The sequence below is a fragment of the Streptomyces sp. L-9-10 genome (assembly GCF_004151105.1).
In the GTDB taxonomy this organism is placed as follows: Bacteria; Actinomycetota; Actinomycetes; order Streptomycetales; family Streptomycetaceae; genus Streptomyces.
The window spans coordinates 113783-134299 of record NZ_PHRF01000162.1 but is presented as its reverse complement, the minus strand read 5'-3'; the positions used below and the strand labels follow the sequence as shown (position 1 = coordinate 134299).

The following is a 20517-nucleotide window of genomic DNA, read 5'->3' as shown; positions in this document are numbered from 1 at the left end:
CGGCGCAGTAAACGTCAGGAGAGATGACCGTGCAGCAGGAGGCTCCCACCGAAGGCGTCACCGAGAACGGTGAGCCGCTGGAGGTCTGGATCGACCAGGACCTCTGCACCGGGGACGGGATCTGTGCCCAGTACGCCCCTGATGTGTTCGAGCTGGACATCGACGGCCTGGCCTACGTGAAGAGCCCCGACGACGAGCTGCTCCAGGCCCCGGGCGCGACCACGCGCGTACCGCTGCCGCTGCTGCGCGATGTGGTGGATTCCGCCAAGGAGTGTCCTGGTGACTGCATTCATGTACGCCGTGTGACGGACCAGGTCGAGGTCTACGGCCCCGACGCGGCATAACTCCTTGTCACGGCCCGTCGCATGGTGCCATCCGTGGTGATCTTTCACACACTCCGTGCGACGGGACGCTCACCGCGTACGAACGCGCCGTTCTGCCACCGCCAGGAGACCCGCTGTTCCTCGTCGGGACAGCAGCTGGGGACCGTGGGGCCCGAGTAGCCGAACAGGGTCGCGAGGATCTCCCCGTCGCGTACGGCGAAGTCGGGGCCGACGGTGAGCTTGTCCTCGGGGTCCACCAGCGTCGCCACGATCCTGGCCCGCTCGCCCTCGCCGCCGGCCCTGGTCAGTACGTACACACCGTTGGGCGGGGTGCCGGAGCCGGCCGCGCAGCGTACGACCGCCACGGTCTCGGGGTTGCCGTCCCCGTCGAGGTCGCCCGAGGACTTCTTCGTGACGGTCGTGCCCACTCCCCCGCACTCCAGCGGGAAGTCCACTCCGGAGGGGTCTGGGGCGGGCAGCGGTGCCCGGCCCGGGTCCGCGGCCTTCGGGGATCCCGAGCCCGACTGGGACGCCGTGGCGGCGCCGGGCTGGAGCAGACCCGCCAGGGCCACGACAGCGGCCATCGCGGTGGCCGTCGCGAGCCAGTGCACGGCGCGGGGCCGGGTGTGCGCGAGGTCCGGGACGTCGGAGAGCTGCACGCGGAGTGTCTCCTGTGAAGGCGGTGACGTGTGAAGGCGGTGACGGCGAATAACCAACGGTGGGAGGGAGACAGCATCGTGCCACACGTCACAGGGCGGCGGAACAGCGGGGTCCGTAAGACCAACGTAAAGAGAGCGCCGCCGAGTTCCCCCGTTCCTGACGGGAACTCGGCGGCGCTGTCGCCGTGTTGACGGTCGCTGTGGCGAGAGGGAGAGCCGGCCGTACGGTCAGCCGCGTGAGCCGCTGCCGCTGCCGGGACCGTCGTAGTCGTCCCCGTACGCGCCCTTGGCGGGACGACGGCGGCGCAGCGGCGGCTCGACGCCGTCCGCGAGCCGGCGCGCGGTCACCAGGAAGCCGGTGTGGCCGATCATCCGGTGGTCCGGGCGTACGGCGAGACCCTCGACGTGCCAGTTGCGGATCATCGACTCCCAGGCGGCCGGCTCGTTGAACGTGCCGAACTCCCTGATCGTCTCGACGGTACGGGCGAGTTGGGTGGTCGTCGCGACGTACGCGCAGAGGATGCCGCCGGGCACGAGCGCCTTGGAGACGGCCTCGACGCACTCCCAGGGGGCGAGCATGTCGAGGATCACGCGGTCGACGTCCGTGTCGGACAGATTGTCCTGGAGGTCACCGACCGTCAGCTGCCAGGCGGGGTGCGGCTCGCCGAAGTAGCGCTCCACGTTCTGCCGGGCGATGTCGGCGAAGTCCTGGCGGCGCTCGTAGGAGTGCAGCATGCCCTGGTCCCCGATGACGCGCAGCAGGAAACTGCTGAGCGAGCCGGAGCCCACGCCCGCCTCGACGACGCGCGCGCCGGGAAAGATATCGGCGAAGGCCAGGATCTGGCCGGCGTCCTTCGGGTAGACCACCGCGGCGCCGCGGGGCATGGACAGGACATAGTCGGGGAGCAGGGGGCGCAGCGCGAGATAGGCGACGTTTCCCGTGGTACGGACAACACTGCCCTCGGGAGCACCGATCAGCTCGTCGTGCGGGAAGGACCCTTTGTGGGTGTGGAAATTCTTCCCGGCTTCGAGCGTGAAGGTGTAGTGGCGTCCCTTGGGGTCGGTGAGCTGAACCTGGTCCCCGACCTTGAAGGGGCCGCGACGTCGGGCGGCACCGGTCGGTTCGGACATGTTTGAAGCTTAGCCGCTTTTTCCGGGGGCTCGTTTCGCCCGGTGGGCGGCCCCGGCGGTGCTCACTTCCCCTGCGGGCGGGCCATCGCCGCGACAAAGGCGCGCTCGACGTCGGCGGTCGACAGGACCCCGTAGATCTCGCCCGTCTCCTCCAGCACCAGGTACTCCGTCGCGGGGCTGGCCCTGAGCCGTTCGAGGAGGGCCTCGCCCGCCAGGTCCGCGGGGACCTTCATGCCCTCCGTGAGGTCCTGGGCGAGGCCGCTGACCGCGACCCAGGGGCGTCGGTGCTGCGGTACGCCGACGATCGCGGACTCCCTGACCAGGGCCGTCGGGTCGCCCTGGCCGTCGACGACGACGAGGGCGCGGGCGCCCGCCTCGTTGGCCCGGCGCAGCGCCTCGGAGAGCGGGGTGGAGGACTCGACCGGAACCGCGCGCCGGGTGAGGGCGCGGGCCTGGAGTTCGGGGAGGTGTTCGCGGAGCCTGGCCATCCGCAGGCTGTTGCCCGCGCCGGTCCAGATGATCGCGGCGAGGATGGCGGCGAGCAGCGCGTCGGTGACGGTCTCCATGCCGCTGACGTTCCTGGCCGAGGTGCCCAGGGCGCCCGTTCGGGTGAGGAGCGGCAGGCCGATCAGCACGGCGACGGCGAGCGCCCGGCCGACCCAGGCGGCGGCGACGGTGCCGCTCATGGGCTTGCCGGTGATCTTCCAGACGACCGCGCGCAGCATCCGGCCGCCGTCCAGCGGAAGGCCGGGGAGCAGGTTGAAGGCGGCGACGATCAGATTGGAGATCGTCAGCCCCGCGAGCAGGACGCCGGGGACCGTACCGGGCTCGACGGCCAGCAGGCCGAGGTAGAAGATCCCGGAGAGCACCAGCGAGAGCAGCGGCCCGACGAAGGCCAGGATGAACTCGCGGCCCGGGGTCTCGGACTCCTTCTCGATCTCGGAGACGCCGCCGAAGAACTGGAGCTGGATCCGGCGCACCGGCAGCTTGAAGCGGAGCGCGGCGACGGTGTGGGCCAGTTCGTGGACGAGTACGGAGGCGTAGAAGGCGACGGCGAAGAAGAGCGCCAGCAGATAGCGGAGGCCGCCCAGTTGCGGGAGGACCCGCTCCAGCTGGCCGCCGAAGATCCAGGTGATGAGCGCGGCCACCAGGAACCAGCTCGGGGCGACGTAGACCGGCACGCCGAAGGGGCGGCCCATGAGAATGCCACCGCCTGGGTCTTCGCGGCGCGGTGGTTTGCCGCCGGGGCCCGTATCCCCCTTGCCGGGCTGCGACGGCTTGCTCTCGCCGCGCTCGTCGTCCTCTTTCACGGGTTCCCTTCGTCGGCAGCGTCGCTCGCTCGATCATGCAGTGCGAGAGGCTCTGTAGTCGATGGTATTCGGATCGCTGTCAGTGTCGGGCCATAGGGTCTGCGTCATGAGTACGAGCCTGCCGCCCACTTCTCCGAGCTTGCCGCCCGCCGCGTCTCCGGGCGAGCGGTCCGCCGCGTCTCCGGCCGGTCCGCCGATGTCGCTTTCGCCGTCGCGTGCGAGCGACTTCATGCAGTGCCCGCTGCTGTACCGGTTCCGGGTGATCGACAAGCTGCCGGAGAAACCGAGCGAGGCGGCGACCCGCGGCACGCTCGTTCATGCCGTGCTGGAGCGGCTCTTCGACGCACCGGCCGTGGAGCGTACGGCGCCCCGGGCGAAGGCGCTGGTCCCCGGCCAGTGGGACCGGCTGCTGGAGTCCCGTCCCGAGCTGGCCGGGCTGTTCGCGGAGGACGCGGACGGCGAGAGGCTGGCGCGCTGGCTGGCGGAGGCGGAGCGGCTGGTCGAGCGGTGGTTCTCGCTGGAGGACCCGACCCGGCTGGAGCCGGCCGAGCGGGAGCTGTTCGTCGAGACGGAGCTGGAGTCGGGGCTGCGGCTGCGCGGGGTGATCGACCGCGTCGACGTGGCGCCCACGGGCGAGGTGCGGATCGTCGACTACAAGACGGGCAAGGCGCCCCGGCCCGAGTACGCGGACGGGGCGCGGTTCCAGATGTCGTTCTACGCGCTGGTGGTCTGGCGGCTGAAGCGGGTGGTGCCGCGCCGGCTCCAGCTGGTGTATCTGGGCAGCGGGGAGGTCGTCACGTACGACCCGGTGCAGGCCGATCTGGAGCGGGTGGAGCGGAAGCTGCTCGCGCTCTGGGAGGCGATCAGGCTGGCCACCGAGACGGGTGACTGGCGTCCCCGTCCCACGAAGCTGTGCGGCTGGTGCGACCACCAGGCGGTCTGTCCGGAATTCGGCGGTACGCCTCCCGTCTATCCGCTGACGGTCGGTGTGCCGGGGAGCGCGTAGACGACGCGTCCGGCCGGCGGGACCGGCCGCCGCTCCCGGCGGAGTCACGGTGGGGTGGTCAGGGCAGAATGGGGCCGGTCTAGTGAAGGAGTTCCCTGTGACTGTCCGCGTCCTACTGGTCGATGACCAGCCGCTGCTGCGCACCGGCTTCCGGATGATCCTGGAGGCCGAGCAGGACATCGCGGTCGTCGGCGAGGCCGGGGACGGCCTCCAGGCCATCGACCAGGTCCGCGCGCTCCAGCCCGATGTGGTGCTGATGGACATCCGGATGCCCCGGATGGACGGCGTGGAGGCGACCCGTCAGATCACCGGCCCCGGCCGGGACGGTCCGGCGAAGGTACTGGTCCTGACGACCTTCGATCTCGACGAGTACGTGGTGGAGGCGCTGCGCGCGGGGGCCAGCGGCTTCCTGCTCAAGGACGCGCCCGCCAATGAGCTGGTCCAGGCGATCCGGGTGGTCGCGGCGGGTGAGGCGATGCTGGCGCCGAGCATCACGCGCCGGCTGCTCGACAAGTACGCGGATCACCTGCCGTCCGGCGAGGAGCCGGTGCCCGACACGCTGCACACACTGACCGACCGCGAGGTCGAGGTGCTCAAGCTGGTCGCCCGGGGGTTGTCCAACGCGGAGATCGCGGCGGACCTCTTCGTCAGTGAGACCACGGTCAAGACGCATGTGGGCCATGTGCTGACCAAGCTGGGGCTGCGCGACCGGGTACAGGCCGCGGTGTACGCGTACGAGAGCGGGCTGGTGCGCCCCGGCGCACAGTGACGACCCAGTGACGACGGCGGACCGCCGCCCCGACCCGTCCGGCCGCGTGGGCCTCGCCCACGCGGCCGGACCGCTGTTCAGAAGCTTCCGTAAGTCTCCCGGTGGCCCGGGAAGGTCACGCGCCGGGGCCGCGGCGGAGCTCCCAGAGGAGCAGTTCCGCCGAGGAGTTGACCGCCCACTCCACACCCGCGATGTCATCGCGCGAGGCGACGTACTGCTTGCCCTGCCACAGCGGCAGCACCGGCACGTCGTCGGCGACGATGTCCTGGATCCGGCTGAAGGTCTTCGTGGCGGCGCTGCGGTCGGCCTCGCGGCGCGACTGCGGGATCAGCTCGCCGCGCAGTGTGGCGTTGTTGTAGGGCATGTTGAGGAAGTTGTCCTTGTCCAGGAAGGGCGCCGTGTAGCTGTCCGGGTCCGGGAAGTCGGGGAACCAGCCCATCCCGTAGACCGAGTAGTCACCCTTGATCTGGTTCGGGCGGAAGGTCTTCCACTCCGTGCCCTTGATGGAGACGTCGAACAGCTTGCTGCTGTTGAGCTGGTCCCTGAGGTTCTCGAACTCCTGCTTCGTCGCCTCGCCGTAGTGGTCGGTCGTGTAGTCCAGCGAGAGCTTCACGGGGGTTTCGATCCCGGCGCTCTCCAGCAGGTCGGCGGCCTTGGGCAGGTTGCGGTCGCCGTACTTGTTGAAGAACGAGTTGGTGTGCGTGGCGATGCTCGACGGGATGAGCGAGTACAGCGGCTCGGCCATCGCGCCGTACACCTTGGTGATCAGGTCGCCGCGGTCGATGGTGTACGCCATGGCCTGGCGCACCGCCTTCTCCTTGACGGTCGGGGCGTCGGTGTCGAAGACGAGGTAGCGGATCTCCAGACCCGGCATCTCGGTGAGCTGGATGCCGTCCTTGGGCTTCTCGACCATCGACTGCACCTGGCCCGGCGTCATCGCGCGGGTCATCACGTCGATGTCGCCGGCGTCGAGCGCCTTGCCCATGTCGTCCGCGTCCGTGAAGGGCCGCAGCTCGACCTTGTCGTTCTGGATGTTCAGGTCGCCCCTGTAGTCGGGGTTCTTGGTGAAGGTCGCCTTGGTGACGGTGTCGCCCTTGACGTCCGCCGCGAAGTTGTACGGGCCGGAGCCGGACACGTCGAAGCCCGCGCGGAGCTTCGTCGGCGGGTAGTCCTTCTTGCTGACGATGCCGGCGGGCGGCGTGGACAGCTTGTACGGGAAGGTCGCGTCGGGCGTCTTGAGATGGAAGATGATCTCGCGGGCGCCGTCGCTCTCCATCGTGTCGATGTTGGTCAGCAGACCGGCCACCCCGCCGGGGTCGTTGATCTTCAGGACCCGTTCCATGGAGTACTTCACGTCATCGGCCGTGATGGGGTCGCCGCCGGCGAACTTCAGCCCCTCGCGCAGAGTGCAGCGGTAGCTCTCGTTCGCCCGGTCGGTGAACGCGCACTTGGAGGCGGCGTCCGGGACCGGCTTGCCGCCGCCGCGGGGCACGTGCATCAGTGTCTGGATGGTCTGACGCAGGACGTTCCAGGAACCGGTGTCGTACGCGGCGGCCGGGTCCAGCGGGGCGACGGCCTCCTTCGTCGCGATGTACTGGTCCGTGGTGCCCACGACAATGGCCTCGCCGCCGGAGCCACCGTCCGAGCCACCGCAACCGGCGAGCACGGGCACAAGCAGGCCGATCGCGGCCGACAGCGCCAAAGTCTTGCGGTTCATCCTGGACGTACTCCCTCATCCGGCACTGAGATACAGCTGTGCAAATGGGAGACTCCGCCGCGCCCACCCGTTCGGGGCAGATGCGATCGGGCCGGGATACAGGGCGATCGGTCCTGTGCGCGTGGCGACTTGGTGGGTCGTCGGGACACGTCGTTGAAGCGGCGAAGTGCTCGCGATGAGATTAGTCGGAGGCTCCGGGAATGCCGGACCGGGCCCGATCTGAAACGTAATCACACAGTGATCGGAAATAGCGGCGCGTGGATATCCGGGTCACGACATGAATCACACACCGGCCGATAAACCGGGACACAAGGGCACAGTCGGCCCCACCTCGGACCGGCGTGGATCAGCCCCGCCCTCCGCTGTCGATGCGCAGGACAGTGACAAAGGTCACTTACACGGTGTTTGAAAGTGACCCGGATTGGAGTCATGGAGGTCACGGAAAATATCCGTGCCAATGCCGAGAGTTTCCGTTCGGCATTCCGGTGCGACTCTCAGTACGCGCCTCAGCGCCCGTGTGTCATCAAACCGCGCAGGAATACCAGATCGACCTCTTCGAGCGAGCCGACGATCGTGCGGCCGGCCGCCGGGGCGATCGGTGCGACGGAGGGTACGGCGACCACCCGGCAGCCCGCGGCCTCGGCGGCGGCCACACCGGTGGCCGTGTCCTCGATGACGGCGCAGCGCGCCGGATCGGCGCCCAGGCCCCGCGCGGCGAGCAGATACGGGTCGGGGTGCGGCTTGGTACGGGGCACCTCGTCGCCCGCCACCGTGAGCGCGAAGTTCTCGGGCCCCAGGGAGGCCAGCACCCGGTCGATGATGCGCCGGTGCGAGGCGGATACCAGGGCGGTGGGCACCTCGTGGGCGGCCAGCTCGGTGAGCAGCCGGGTCGCGCCGGGCATCAGGGGCAGATCGCTCCCGATCCGGTGCTCGAAGGTGTCGTTGAGCAGCACGGTGAGCTCGCTGAGGGTGATGGCGGCGCCGGTGGCCTCGATGAGGAAGCTCGCACTGCGGGTCATGGGCCCGCCGACCACCACTTCGCGCCAGGTCTCGTCGAGGACGTGCCCGAGGGCCTTGAAGACCTCCACCTCGGCGTCCCACCAGAATCCCTCGGTGTCGACCAGGGTGCCGTCCATGTCGAGAAGGACGGCCTGAAGCGCGGAGCCTTCGGCCGTTCGGGTCAGGGACGCGGGGACCGTACTGGTCATCCGGCACACCTCCATGAGGGACGAGAAGGCCGGTCACCTTGCCCGCGGGGTTGCCCCTCCGGGACAGGCGACCGGCCTGCACTGGACCGATAAGTGTACGACTCGTCCGCCGCCCGCGCCGCTCGGTTCCCGGCGGAGGGGACCCGAGGGCCGGCGCGGGCCGCGAGGACGGGGCTCAGCGCGCGTTGAAGTACTTCGCCTCGGGGTGGTGGATCACGATGGCGTCGGTGGACTGCTCGGGGTGGAGCTGGAACTCCTCGGAGAGCTGGACACCGATGCGCTCCGGCTCCAGCAGCTCCGCGATCTTCGCGCGGTCCTCCAGATCCGGGCAGGCGCCGTAGCCGAGCGAGAAGCGCGCGCCCCGGTACTTCAGGGCGAACATGTCCTCGACCTCGGCCGGGTCCTCGCCGGCGAAGCCCAGCTCCGAGCGGACCCGGGCGTGCCAGTACTCGGCGAGCGCCTCGGCGAGCTGGACGGACAGCCCGTGCAGCTCCAGATAGTCGCGGTAGGCGTTGGCCTCGAAGAGCTCCGCGGTCGCCTCGCCGATCTTCGAGCCGACGGTGACGACCTGGAGGCCGACCACATCCGTCTCGCCGGACTCCTCCGGGCGGAAGAAGTCCGCCAGGCAGAGGCGGCGGCCGCGGCGCTGGCGCGGGAAGGTGAAGCGGGTGCGCTCGGACCCGTCGTCGTTCAGCAGGATCAGGTCGTCGCCCTTGGACACGCAGGGGAAGTAGCCGTAGACGACGGCGGCTTCCAGCATGTTCTGGGTGTGCATCTGCTCCAGCCAGCCGCGCAGATGGGGCCGGCCCTCGCTCTCCACCAGCTCCTCGTAGCTGGGACCGCCCTTGCGGGCCTCCTTGAGCCCCCACTGGCCCTTGAAGAGCGCGCCCTCGTCCAGCCAGGAGGCGTACTCCTTGAGCTGGATGCCCTTGACGACGCGGGTGCCCCAGAACGGCGGCGTCGGGATGGGGTTGTCGACGGCGACGTCCGAGCGGGCCGCGCCCTCTTCCGGCCGCTCCTCGATCTGGGTCTGGGGCCTGGCCTTGACCCGGCGCTGCTTCAGCTCGGGCAGGACGGCGCCGGGGACGCCGCGCTTGACGGCGATCAGGGCGTCCATCAGCCGGAGCCCCTCGAACGCGTCGCGCGCGTACCGGACCTCGCCCTCGTAGATCTCGTGCAGATCCTGCTCGACATAGGCCCGGGTCAGCGCCGCGCCACCGAGGATCACCGGGTAGTCGGCGGCCATCTGGCGCTGGTTGAGCTCTTCCAGGTTCTCCTTCATGATCACGGTCGACTTCACCAGCAGACCGGACATGCCGATGACATCCGCCCGGTGCTCCTCGGCCGCCTCAAGGATCGCGGCGACGGGCTGCTTGATGCCCAGATTCACCACGTTGTAGCCGTTGTTGGAGAGGATGATGTCGACGAGGTTCTTGCCGATGTCATGGACGTCGCCGCGGACGGTGGCGAGCACGATGGTGCCCTTGCCGTCGTCGTCGGTCTTCTCCATGTGCGGTTCCAGATAGGCGACCGCGGTCTTCATGACCTCGGCGGACTGGAGCACGAACGGCAGCTGCATCTGGCCGGAGCCGAACAGCTCGCCGACCACCTTCATGCCTTCGAGCAGCGTGTTGTTGACGATGTCGAGGGCCGGGGTGTCCTGGAGGGCCTCGTCGAGGTCGGCCTCCAGACCGTTCTTCTCGCCGTCGATGATGCGGCGCTGGAGGCGCTCGTCCAGCGGCAGGGCGAGCAGTTCCTCGGCCCGGCCGTCCTTCATCGACTTGGTGTTGACGCCCTCGAACAGCTCCATGAGCTTCTGGAGCGGGTCGTAGCCCTCGGCGCGCCGGTCGTAGATCAGGTCGTGCGCGGCCTTGACCTGCTCCTCCTCCAGACGTGCGATCGGCAGGATCTTGGAGGCGTGCACGATCGCCGAGTCGAGTCCGGCCTTGACGCACTCGTCGAGGAAGACCGAGTTCAGCACGATACGGGCGGCGGGGTTGAGGCCGAAGGAGATGTTGGACAGACCCAGCGTGGTCTGTACGTCGGGGTGGCGGCGCTTGAGTTCGCGGATGGCCTCGATGGTGGCGATGCCGTCGCCCCGCGACTCCTCCTGGCCGGTGCAGATCGTGAAGGTCAGACAGTCGATGAGGATGTCCGACTCGTGGACGCCCCACTTCGTGGTGAGGTCGGTGATCAGCCGCTCGGCGATGGCGACCTTGTGCTCGACGGTACGGGCCTGGCCCTCCTCGTCGATGGTCAGCGCGATGAGCGCGGCGCCGTGCTCCTTGGCCAGCTCGGTGACCTTCGTGAAGCGGGACTCCGGGCCGTCGCCGTCCTCGTAGTTGACGGAGTTGATCACCGCACGGCCGCCGAGCTTCTCCAGGCCGGCCCGCAGGACGGGCAGCTCGGTGGAGTCCAGCACGATCGGCAGCGTGGAGGCGGTGGCGAACCGGCCCGCCAGCTCGGCCATGTCGGCGACGCCGTCGCGGCCGACGTAGTCGACACAGAGGTCCAGCAGGTGGGCGCCCTCGCGGATCTGGTCGCGGGCCATCTCCACACAGTCGTCCCAGCGGCCCTCCAGCATGGCCTCGCGGAACTTCCTGGAGCCGTTCGCGTTGGTCCGCTCGCCGATCGCCAGATACGAGGCGTCCTGGCGGAACGGCACCGTCTGGTAGAGCGAGGCGGCGCCCGGCTCGGGGTGCGGTTCGCGCTCGGTGAGCCGCTGGCCGCGCACCCGCTCGACCACCTGGCGCAGGTGCTCGGGCGTCGTACCGCAGCAGCCGCCCACCAGCGACAGGCCGTACTCGCGGACGAAGGTCTCCTGGGCGTCGGCGAGCTCCGCGGCCGACAGCGGGTAGTGCGCTCCGTCCTTGCCCAGGACCGGAAGGCCGGCGTTGGGCATGCAGGAGAGCGGGATCCGCGAGTGCCGGGCGAGATAGCGCAGGTGCTCGCTCATCTCGGCCGGGCCGGTGGCGCAGTTCAGCCCGATCATGTCGATGCCGAGGGGCTCCAGCGCGGTCAGGGCCGCGCCGATCTCCGAGCCGAGGAGCATCGTGCCGGTCGTCTCGACCGTGACCGAGCAGATGATCGGCAGGTTCGTTCCGGTGGCGGCCAGCGCGCGGCGGGCGCCGAGGACGGCCGCCTTGGTCTGGAGCAGGTCCTGCGTGGTCTCCACCAGCAGCGCGTCCGCGCCGCCCGCGATCATGCCCTCGGCGTTCTGCTGGTAGGCGTCGCGCAGCGTGAGATACGGGGCGTGGCCCAGGGTCGGCAGCTTCGTGCCCGGTCCCATCGAGCCGAGCACCCAGCGCTGCTGTCCGGTGGAGGCGGTGAACTCGTCCGCGACCTCGCGGGCGATCCTGGCGCCGGACTCGGCGAGCTCGAAGACCCGCTCGGGGATGTCGTACTCGGCCAGGGCCGCGTAGTTCGTACCGAAGGTGTTCGTCTCCACGCAGTCGACGCCGACCGCGAAGTACTCCTCGTGGACGGAGCGGACGATGTCCGGGCGTGTCACGTTCAGGATCTCGTTGCAGCCTTCCAGATCCTGGAAGTCTTCCATCGTCGGATCCTGTGCCTGGAGCATCGTGCCCATCGCGCCGTCGGCGACCACCACGCGGGTGGCGAGCGCCTCGCGGAGGGCTTCGATACGGGTCCGGCTGTCAGTGGAGGGGCTCGGCGACGAGGCCATGAAAGTACTCCCGGGGATGCGACGGCTGTCGGCTTTGCGCCCGCTGGAGCAGGGCGCACCCGGCAAGGGTAGCCGGGCGGCCTCCGATCCGGTGCGGCATCCCAGCGGGCGGACGGCATCCTGTCCACGGGAAGATCCGGGGCGCGCGGTCTTGACAGATCCTCTCGATGGAGAGAGAAGGTCGGCATCGACCGATAGTGTTCAGCATTGTCGAACGTAGTGGAGGTCCGGGTCCGATGGCGAAGAACATCCAGTCGCTGGAACGGGCGGCGGCGATGCTGCGGCTGCTCGCGGGCGGCGAGCGCCGGCTCGGCCTGTCCGAGATCGCCTCCTCGGTCGGGCTGGCCAAGGGCACCGCGCACGGCATCCTGCGCACGCTCCAGGCGGAGGGCTTCGTCGAACAGGACGCCACTTCGGGCCGCTATCAGCTGGGGGCCGAGCTGCTGCGCCTCGGCAACAGCTATCTGGACGTGCACGAGCTGCGCTCCCGCGCCCTGGTGTGGACGGACGACCTGGCCAGGTCCAGCGGCGAGAGCGTCCATCTGGGGGTCGTGCACCAGCAGGGCGTCCTGATCGTCCACCACGTCTTCCGCCCGGACGACAGCCGGCAGGTGCTGGAGGTGGGGGCCATGCAGCCGCTGCACTCCACCGCGCTCGGGAAGGTGCTCTCGGCGTACGACCCGGTGGCGCACAGCGAGGCGGTGGAGGGCGACCGTACGGATTTCACCCCGCGGACCATCACCGGGTTGGCGGAGTTCGAGTCGGTGCTGGACCTGACCCGGGCGCGCGGCTGGGCCGCGGACATGGAGGAGACCTGGGAGGGCGTGGCCGCGGTGGCCGCCCCCATTCACGACCGGCGGCGGATGCCGGTCGGCGCCATCGCCATCACCGGCGCGGTCGAGCGGCTCTGCCCGGCCGGTGAACTGCGCTCCGAGCTGGTCGCGGCGGTCCGCGAATGTGCCCGCGCGGTTTCCAGGGACATCGGCGCCGGGCGGTTTTGAACCGAATGCCGGATCATCGGTACTGATCGAGGTTTCGGTCACTGAACCCTTGACGACGCTGCACCACAGGACAAAACTGCCGTTCAACGGTCGGCATTGTCGAACACTTACCGGCAATACAAGTTAGTGTGTGACAACGCCAAGGGCCGGTAGCCCTCGCCCGAGGGCGCGGACCACTGGTATGAGCCGGCGGTTTGTCTTTCCCTGGACGAAGGAGTCTCGGGTGTCCAACTTCGACATCTTCATAGGTGAGGTCACGGGCACCGCCCTGCTGATCCTCCTCGGTGGCGGCGTGGTCGCAGGCGTCGTTCTCAAGCGTTCCAAGGCTCAGAACGCGGGCTGGCTCGCCATCAGCTTCGGCTGGGGCTTCGCCGTCATGGTCGGCGCGTATGTGTCGGCCCCCTTCTCCGGCGCTCTGCTCAACCCGGCGCTCACGCTCGGTCTGGCGATCGAGGGCGGCGTCAAGTGGGGCGATGTCCCGCTCTACATCGGCTCCCAGTTGCTGGGCGCGATGATCGGCGCCTTCCTGGTCTGGGTGGCCTACCTGGGCCAGTTCAAGGCTCATCTGACCGACCCGGAGATCCTCGCGGCACAGCCCGCGGTCGAGGGGCTCGTGGACCAGAAGACGGCGCCCGCCGCGGGGCCGGTGCTCGGCGTCTTCTCCACCGGACCCGAGGTCCGTAACGTCGTGCAGAACGTGCTCACGGAGATCATCGGCACATTCGTCCTGGTCATCGCGATCCTCACACAGGGCCTGAACAACTCGGGCAACGGCCTCGGCACGCTCGGTGTCCTGATCACCTCCTTCGTCGTCGTGGCCATCGGTCTCTCGCTGGGCGGCCCCACCGGGTACGCCATCAACCCGGCCCGGGACCTCGGCCCGCGTATCGTGCACGCGCTCCTGCCGCTGCCGAACAAGGGCGGCTCCGACTGGACGTACGCCTGGATCCCGGTGGTCGCGCCTCTGATCGGCGGCGCGCTGGCGGGCGGTTACTACAACTGGGCCCTCGTGTAAGCCCCCCTCCACCCCCGCATCGAACAGGAGCAGACACCGTGAGCGACACCACCACCACCGGAACGTCCTCCCACGGGACGGGGCCGTTCATCGCGGCCATCGACCAGGGCACCACCTCCAGCCGCTGCATCGTCTTCGACCGGGACGGCCGTATCGTCGCGGTCGACCAGAAGGAGCACGAGCAGATCTTTCCCCGGCCCGGCTGGGTGGAACACAACGCCAAGGAGATCTGGACGAACGTCCAGGAAGTCGTGGCGCGGGCGATCGAGAAGGCGGGCATCACCTCCGCCGACGTCAAGGCGATCGGCATCACCAACCAGCGCGAGACCACCCTTCTCTGGGACAAGAACACCGGTGAGCCCGTCCACAACGCCATCGTCTGGCAGGACACCCGCACCGACGCGCTCTGCCGTGAACTGGGCCGCAACGTCGGCCAGGACCGCTTCCGCCGCGAGACCGGCCTGCCGCTCGCGAGCTACTTCGCGGGGCCGAAGGCCCGCTGGCTGCTCGACAACGTCGAGGGCCTGCGCGAGCGCGCCGAGCGCGGCGAGATCCTCTTCGGCACGATGGATTCCTGGGTCATCTGGAATCTGACCGGTGGCACCGACGGCGGGGTGCATGTCACGGACGTCACCAACGCCTCCCGCACGATGCTGATGAATCTGCACACCATGGCGTGGGACCCGAAGATCCTGGACTCGATGGCGGTCCCGGCCGCGATCCTGCCGGAGATCCGCTCCTCCGCCGAGGTGTACGGGAACGCCAAGGGCGGCGCCCTGGACGGCATCCCGGTCGCCTCCGCGCTCGGTGACCAGCAGGCGGCGCTGTTCGGCCAGACCTGTTTCGCCGAGGGCGAGGCCAAGTCGACGTACGGCACCGGCACCTTCATGCTGATGAACACCGCGCACAAGCCGGTCAACTCGTACAACGGCCTGCTGACGACCGTCGGCTACCGCATCGGGGACCAGCAGGCGGTGTACGCGCTGGAGGGCTCCATCGCCGTCACCGGCTCGCTGGTGCAGTGGATGCGCGACCAGATGGGCCTGATCAACTCCGCGGCCGAGATCGAGACGCTGGCGTCGTCGGTCGAGGACAACGGCGGCGCGTACTTCGTCCCCGCGTTCTCCGGTCTCTTCGCCCCGCACTGGCGCCCCGACGCCCGCGGGGTGATCGCCGGTCTGACCGGCTATGTCACCAAGGCGCACATCGCCCGCGCGGTGCTGGAGGCCACCGCCTGGCAGACCCGCGAGATCAGCGACGCCATGACCAAGGACTCCGGCGTCGAGCTGACCTCGCTCAAGGTCGACGGCGGGATGACCTCCAACAACCTGCTGATGCAGACCCTGGCCGACGTCCTCGACGCACCCGTGGTGCGCCCGATGGTCGCCGAGACCACCTGCCTCGGCGCCGCCTACGCCGCAGGACTGGCCGTGGGCTTCTGGCCGGACACCGACGCGCTGCGCGCCAACTGGCGCAGGGCCGCCGAGTGGACGCCCCGGATGGACGCGAACACCCGCGACCGTGAGTACAAGAACTGGCTCAAGGCCGTCGAGCGCACCATGGGGTGGCTCGACGACGACGACAGCTGACCGACCGTCAGCCGCCTCGCCGGTGAGCCGGTGAGATCCGAAGAGGAGTGAAGAATGAGCACCCTGCAGCGCGTTCCCGCACTGGGGACGCACCCGGCCGGCGGTTCCCTGCCGACCCGCGCCGAGACCCGGGATCAACTGTCCAACGCGACGTACGACCTCCTGGTGATCGGCGGCGGCATCCTGGGCATCTCCACCGCCTGGCATGCCTCCCAGTCGGGACTGCGGGTGGCCCTGGTGGACGGGGGCGACTTCGCCGGCGCCACCTCGTCCGCCTCCTCGAAGCTGCTCCACGGCGGGCTGCGCTATCTGCAGACCGGCGCGGTGAAGCTGGTGGCGGAGAACCACTTCGAGCGCCGTGCGGTGTCCCGGCAGGTGGCACCGCATCTGGCCAACCCGCTCACCTTCTATCTGCCGGTCTACAAGGGCGGACCGCACGGCGCGGCCAAGCTCGGCGCGGGCGTCTTCGCCTACTCCGCGCTCTCCGCGTTCGGTGACGGTGTCGGCCATGTGATCAGCCCGGCCAAGGCGCGGCGGGCCGTGCCCGAGCTGCGTACGGACAATCTGAAGGCCGTCGCCGTCTACGGGGACGACCAGATGAATGACGCGCGGATGGCGCTGATGACCGTCCGCGCCGCGGTCGACTCGGGCGCCACCGTCCTCAACCACGCCGAGGTCACCGGACTGCGCTTCACCCACGGGCGGGTGACCGGCGCCGACCTCAGGGACCGGATGGACGGTACGGAGTTCGGCGTCGACGCCAGGCTCGTACTGAACGCCACCGGCCCCTGGGTCGACCATCTGCGGAAGATGGAGAACCCGGACGCGGCGCCCTCCATCCGGCTCTCCAAGGGCGCGCATCTGGTGCTCAGGCGCACCGCCCCGTGGAAGGCCGCGCTCGCGACCCCGATAGACAAGTACCGCATCACCTTCGCCCTGCCCTGGGAGGACATGCTGCTGCTCGGCACCACGGACGAGGAGTACGAGGGCGAGCCGGGGGATGTCGCGGTCAACGAGAAGGACATCCACCAGATCCTGGACGAGGCGGCCTTCTCGGTCCGCGACCAGCAGCTGAGCCGCGATCTGATGACCTACTCCTTCGCGGGTCTGCGGGTGCTGCCCGGCGGTCCCGGCGACACCTCCAAGGCCAAGCGCGAGACGGTGGTGACCGAGGGCCGCGGCGGCATGCTGTCGGTCGCCGGCGGCAAGTGGACGACCTTCCGGCATATCGGCCGTACGGTGCTCGCCAAGCTGGAGTCCCTGCCGGGCCATCCGCTCGGCCAGGGCATGGAGCCCGTCTCCCGGCTGCCGAAGAAGCTGCCGCTGCCCGGTATCGCCAGCCCGAACGCGGTCGCCCACCGGCTGCTGATCGACGGCGGCGGTACGGGGCCGTCGATGGCGGTGGACACCGCCCGCCATCTCGCCACCCACTACGGCTCGCTGGCCTTCGACATCGTGCGGCTGGCGAACGAGTACCCGGCGCTGAGCGAGCGGATCCACCCGGACGCCCCGGAGATCTGGGCCCAGGTCGTCTACGCCCGGGACCACGAGTGGGCCGAGACCGTGGACGACGTACTGCGCCGCCGTACGACGCTGACGATCCGCGGCCTGGACACGGAGGGCATCCGCTCCCGGGTCGAGGCGCTGCTCCGCGACCGGGGTTGAGACGCTCGCGGCCGGAACACGGGGCCGCGGGCACATCCGTACGAAAGGAGGGGCACTCCCTGCCGGGGAGTGCCCCTCCTCGGCGTTCGGGGACGCATAATGGGAGCCGATACATCGGATGTATGGAGGTCGCCCATGGCTGTCACCGACGAGGCCATCGAGAAGATCAAGGGAATGATCGTCTCCGGCGCGCTGCGCCCGGGAGACCGCCTCCCCAAGGAGAGCGAACTCGCCGCCGAGCTGGGACTGTCCCGCAACTCACTGCGCGAGGCGGTGCGCGCCCTGTCGCTGATCCGCATCCTCGACGTACGGCAGGGCGACGGCACGTACGTCACCAGCCTCGATCCCCAGCTGCTGCTGGAAGCGCTCAGCTTCGTCGTGGACTTCCACCGGGACGACACGGTGCTGGAGTTCCTGGCCGTACGGCGCATCCTGGAGCCGGCCGCGACCGCGATGGCGAGCGCCCGGATAACCGAGGCCGAACTCGACGTGCTGAACGACCAGTTGGACGCCCTGGGAGAGCGGCCCTCGGTGGAGCAGCTGGTCGCCGCCGATCTGGAGTTCCACCGGGGGATCGTGCAGTCGTCGGGCAACTCGGTGCTCTGCTCGCTCCTGGACGGGCTCTCCGGACCGACGACGCGGGCCAGGATCTGGCGCGGGCTGACCCAGGAGGACGCGGTCAGCCGGACGCTCCACGAGCACCGGGCGATCCTGGCCGCGCTCAGGGACCGGGACGCCGAAGCGGCCCGGTCCTGGGCGACGGTCCATATCGCGAGCGTGGAGATGTGGCTGCGATCCACACTCTGAGGTTCCGCAGGGGGCCCGCCTCGGAGGGCGGGCCCCATGGGGCGGTCAGTCCTGCTTCTCGCCGCTCGCGAAACGCGAGATGACCAGCGCGACGATGATGATCGCGCCGTTCAGGAACTGGTTCCAGAGCGCGGGCACACCCCCGAGGGTCATCACATTGACCACCAGCTGAAGGGTCAGCACCCCGGTCAGCGCCCCGAAGAGCGTGCCGCGCCCGCCCTTCAGGCTGATGCCGCCGATCACCGCGGCGGCGAAGACCTGGAAGATCCAGCCGTTGCCCTGGGTGGCCGCGACCGAGCCGTAGTGGCCGGTGTAGAGGATGCCCGCGAAGGCCGCGAGCAGCCCGCCGATGGCGAGCACGATCCAGGTGATCCGGTCCACCCGGATGCCGGCGGCGCGGGCCGCCTCCGGGTTGCCGCCGATGGCGTACAGCGAACGGCCGTGCCGCAGCCAGGCGAGGGCCGCGCCGCCGATCGCGAAGAGCGCCAGACAGATCCAGACGGCGGCGGGGGCGCCCAGCCAGTCGGTCTTGCCCAAGTACCGGAAGGACTCCGGGACATCGGTGATCGACTTGCCCTCGGTGATGCCGATGTGGAGTCCGCGCAGCATCGTGAGCATGCCGAGCGTGGCGATGAAGCCGTTGACGCGCAGCTTCAGCATCAGGAAGCCGTTGACCGCGCCGATGGCCATGCCGACCAGCAGACAGGCCGGGATGGCCATCCAGACCGGCAGCAGGTCGAGTCCGGCGAACCGGCCGCCGTCCGAGGGCAGTACCAGCCACATGGCGATGACCGGCGCGATCCCGATCGTCGACTCCAGCGACAGGTCCATCCGGCCGCAGATCAGGATCAGCGCCTGGCCGAGCACCAGCAGGCTCAGCTCGGAGGACTGCTGGACGACGCTGATCAGGTTGCTGGAGGTGAGGAAGACCGGCGAGACGATGAAGCCGATCACCATCAGCACCAGGATCACCGGCACCAGCGAGAAGTCGCTCCACCGGATGAGCCGGATCCGGTTCAGCGGGCTCGCGCCGTCGGCCTTCTCGGCCACCGGCGGACGCATCGTCTCGGTCATTCCCGCTCCCCCACACCTTCCATGGCGGCGACCAGTTCGCGGTCGGTCCACCCACTTCCGAACGTAGCCACCACACGCCCGTGGAACAGGGCGAGCACCCGGTCGCACACCCGCAGATCGTCCAGCTCGTCCGAGACGATCACGGCCGCGCTGCCCTCGTCGGCCACCCGGCGCACCACGCCGAGCAGCGAGTCCTTCGATTTGACGTCGACGCCGGCGGTGGGCCGCAGCGCGATCAGCGCACTGGGTCCGCGCGCCAGGGCGCGGGCGACGACGACCTTCTGCTGATTGCCGCCCGACAGCCCGGAGACCGGCTGCTCGGGGCCCTGGGTCTTGATGTCCAGCGACTCGATCATGCCCCGGGCGAACTCCCTGGTCCGTGAGGGCAGTACGGTCCCCCACGGGCCGAGCTGGTCGGTGACCGTGAGCGTGGCGTTCTCGGCGACACTGCGGTCCAGGACGAGTCCCTGGCGGTGCCGGTCCTCGGGGATGTAGCCGATGCCCGCGTCCAGCGCGTGCGGAACGCTGCCCGGCTTCACCGTACGGCCGCGTACGGATATCCGTCCCGAGGTCGCCGCGCGCATCCCGGCGAGCGTCTCACCGAGCGCGGTGTTGCCGCTGGCCGCGGCTCCGGCCAGACCGAGCACCTCACCGGGCCGTACGGCGAGATCCAGCGGCTCGAACTCGCCGTCCAGCGCCAGCGCCTCGGCTTTCAGTACGGGCTCGGCGGCCGCGTCCCCGGCGTCCGACGGGTCCGTCGTGTCCGCGCGCGCGGCGTGCCAGGAGCCGGCCGTCCCCGCGGACTCGCCGGTCATCGCCGTCACCAGCTCCGCCTTGGACAGCTCGGCGACCGGAGCGGTCAGCACATGACGGGCGTCCCGGTAGACCGTGACGGCGGTGCACAGTTCGTACACCTCCTGGAGATGGTGGGAGATGAAGAGGAACGCCACACCCTGGTCGCGCAGTTCGCGCAGCTTGTCGAAGAGCCGCTGGATACCGCGCGCGTCGAGCTGCGCCGTGGGCTCGTCCAGGATGATGAGCCGGGCGCCGAAGGACAGCGCACGCGCGATCTCCACGAACTGCCGCTGCTCGACCGGGAGATCCTTGGCGCGGGCGTCGGGGTCGACGTCGACCCCGTACCCGGCGAGCAGTTCGCGCGCCTGCCGGCGCAGCCCCCGCCAGCTGATGAGACGGCGCGCGCCGGCCCCGGATCCGCGCACTCCGTAGTCGTTGAGGAACAGGTTCTCGGCGACGGTCAGATCGGGCACGACCATCGACTTCTGGTACACACAGGCGACCTTGGACTGCCAGGCCGAGGTGTCCCCGAAGGCGGGCGCGGGCTCGCCGCCGAAGGTCACCTCGCCCGCGTCCGGCCGGTGCAGCCCGGTGAGCACGCTGACCAGGGTGGATTTGCCCGCGCCGTTGCGCCCGACGAGCGCGTGGGACTCGCCGGGCCGTACGGTGAGCCGGACACCGTCGAGCGCCACTGTGGGACCGAAGCGCTTGACGATGCCTTCCGCGTGGACGGCGGCGGGGGCCCGCTGCTTCTGTTCCATGG

16 protein-coding genes are annotated in these 20517 nt (G+C 69.7%); 8 read left to right on the top strand and 8 right to left on the bottom strand.

The window, feature by feature from the left end; all coding sequences use genetic code 11:
* Positions 1 to 23 precede the first annotated feature (23 nt).
* Positions 24 to 344, top strand: coding sequence for a ferredoxin (locus tag CU044_RS34045; protein WP_129772612.1), 321 nt, complete (start codon positions 24 to 26; stop codon positions 342 to 344).
* A gap of 44 nt (positions 345 to 388) precedes the next feature.
* On the opposite strand, the gene CU044_RS34040 is transcribed toward CU044_RS34045, so the two are convergent.
* The 3 genes from CU044_RS34040 to CU044_RS34030 all read right to left on the bottom strand — a co-directional run bounded on the left by CU044_RS34040 (position 389) and on the right by CU044_RS34030 (position 3423).
* Positions 389 to 982 (bottom strand): hypothetical protein, encoded by a 594-nt coding sequence (locus CU044_RS34040; RefSeq protein ID WP_129772611.1) that lies wholly within the window; start codon positions 980 to 982, stop codon positions 389 to 391.
* Positions 983 to 1210: 228 nt separating this feature from the next.
* Positions 1211 to 2113, bottom strand: coding sequence for a tRNA (adenine-N1)-methyltransferase (locus tag CU044_RS34035; RefSeq protein WP_030354613.1), 903 nt, complete (start codon positions 2111 to 2113; stop codon positions 1211 to 1213).
* A gap of 62 nt (positions 2114 to 2175) precedes the next feature.
* Positions 2176 to 3423: a site-2 protease family protein gene (locus tag CU044_RS34030; RefSeq protein ID WP_129772610.1), complete on the bottom strand. Its 1248-nt coding sequence runs from the start codon at positions 3421 to 3423 to the stop codon at positions 2176 to 2178.
* A gap of 196 nt (positions 3424 to 3619) precedes the next feature.
* Between CU044_RS34030 and CU044_RS34025 the strand changes: the two genes are divergently transcribed.
* Both CU044_RS34025 and CU044_RS34020 read left to right on the top strand, forming a co-directional pair.
* The gene (locus CU044_RS34025; RefSeq protein WP_240046002.1) at positions 3620 to 4429 is read left to right on the top strand and encodes a PD-(D/E)XK nuclease family protein; all 810 of its coding nucleotides are present in this window, start codon (positions 3620 to 3622) and stop codon (positions 4427 to 4429) included.
* A gap of 97 nt (positions 4430 to 4526) precedes the next feature.
* Positions 4527 to 5198, top strand: a complete 672-nt coding sequence (locus CU044_RS34020; protein WP_129772608.1) for a response regulator transcription factor — start codon at positions 4527 to 4529, stop codon at positions 5196 to 5198.
* Between the two features lie 115 nt (positions 5199 to 5313).
* On the opposite strand, the gene CU044_RS34015 is transcribed toward CU044_RS34020, so the two are convergent.
* The 3 genes from CU044_RS34015 to metH form a co-directional block, all read right to left on the bottom strand.
* Positions 5314 to 6915, bottom strand: a complete 1602-nt coding sequence (locus CU044_RS34015; RefSeq protein ID WP_129772607.1) for an ABC transporter substrate-binding protein — start codon at positions 6913 to 6915, stop codon at positions 5314 to 5316.
* 506 nt (positions 6916 to 7421) lie between these two features.
* Positions 7422 to 8123 carry an HAD family phosphatase gene (locus tag CU044_RS34010; RefSeq protein ID WP_129772606.1) on the bottom strand — a complete coding sequence of 234 codons (702 nt, stop codon included), beginning with the start codon at positions 8121 to 8123 and terminating at the stop codon, positions 7422 to 7424.
* Positions 8124 to 8298: 175 nt separating this feature from the next.
* Positions 8299 to 11808: a methionine synthase gene (gene metH / locus CU044_RS34005; protein WP_129772605.1), complete on the bottom strand. Its 3510-nt coding sequence runs from the start codon at positions 11806 to 11808 to the stop codon at positions 8299 to 8301.
* Positions 11809 to 12044: 236 nt separating this feature from the next.
* Between metH and CU044_RS34000 the strand changes: the two genes are divergently transcribed.
* From CU044_RS34000 to CU044_RS33980, 5 genes are all read left to right on the top strand, one after another.
* Entirely contained in the window at positions 12045 to 12809 is a 765-nt protein-coding gene (locus CU044_RS34000) for an IclR family transcriptional regulator (protein WP_129772604.1), read from the top strand.
* A 223-nt stretch (positions 12810 to 13032) separates the two neighbouring features.
* Positions 13033 to 13824 (top strand): MIP/aquaporin family protein, encoded by a 792-nt coding sequence (locus tag CU044_RS33995; RefSeq protein WP_129772603.1) that lies wholly within the window; start codon positions 13033 to 13035, stop codon positions 13822 to 13824.
* A gap of 38 nt (positions 13825 to 13862) precedes the next feature.
* The gene (gene glpK / locus CU044_RS33990) at positions 13863 to 15413 is read left to right on the top strand and encodes a glycerol kinase GlpK (protein WP_129772602.1); all 1551 of its coding nucleotides are present in this window, start codon (positions 13863 to 13865) and stop codon (positions 15411 to 15413) included.
* Positions 15414 to 15467: 54 nt separating this feature from the next.
* Positions 15468 to 17078 (top strand): glycerol-3-phosphate dehydrogenase/oxidase, encoded by a 1611-nt coding sequence (locus CU044_RS33985; protein ID WP_129772601.1) that lies wholly within the window; start codon positions 15468 to 15470, stop codon positions 17076 to 17078.
* 135 nt (positions 17079 to 17213) lie between these two features.
* The gene (locus tag CU044_RS33980; RefSeq protein ID WP_129772600.1) at positions 17214 to 17885 is read left to right on the top strand and encodes a FadR/GntR family transcriptional regulator; all 672 of its coding nucleotides are present in this window, start codon (positions 17214 to 17216) and stop codon (positions 17883 to 17885) included.
* A gap of 45 nt (positions 17886 to 17930) precedes the next feature.
* Here CU044_RS33980 and CU044_RS33975 read toward each other — a convergent pair whose 3' ends face one another.
* Both CU044_RS33975 and CU044_RS33970 read right to left on the bottom strand, forming a co-directional pair.
* Positions 17931 to 18959, bottom strand: coding sequence for an ABC transporter permease (locus tag CU044_RS33975; RefSeq protein ID WP_129772599.1), 1029 nt, complete (start codon positions 18957 to 18959; stop codon positions 17931 to 17933).
* A complete protein-coding gene (locus CU044_RS33970; RefSeq protein ID WP_129772598.1) occupies positions 18956 to 20515 on the bottom strand; it encodes a sugar ABC transporter ATP-binding protein in 1560 nt (519 codons plus the stop codon). Before CU044_RS33970 ends, CU044_RS33975 begins: the two co-directional genes overlap by 4 nt.
* Positions 20516 to 20517: the final 2 nt, after the last annotated feature.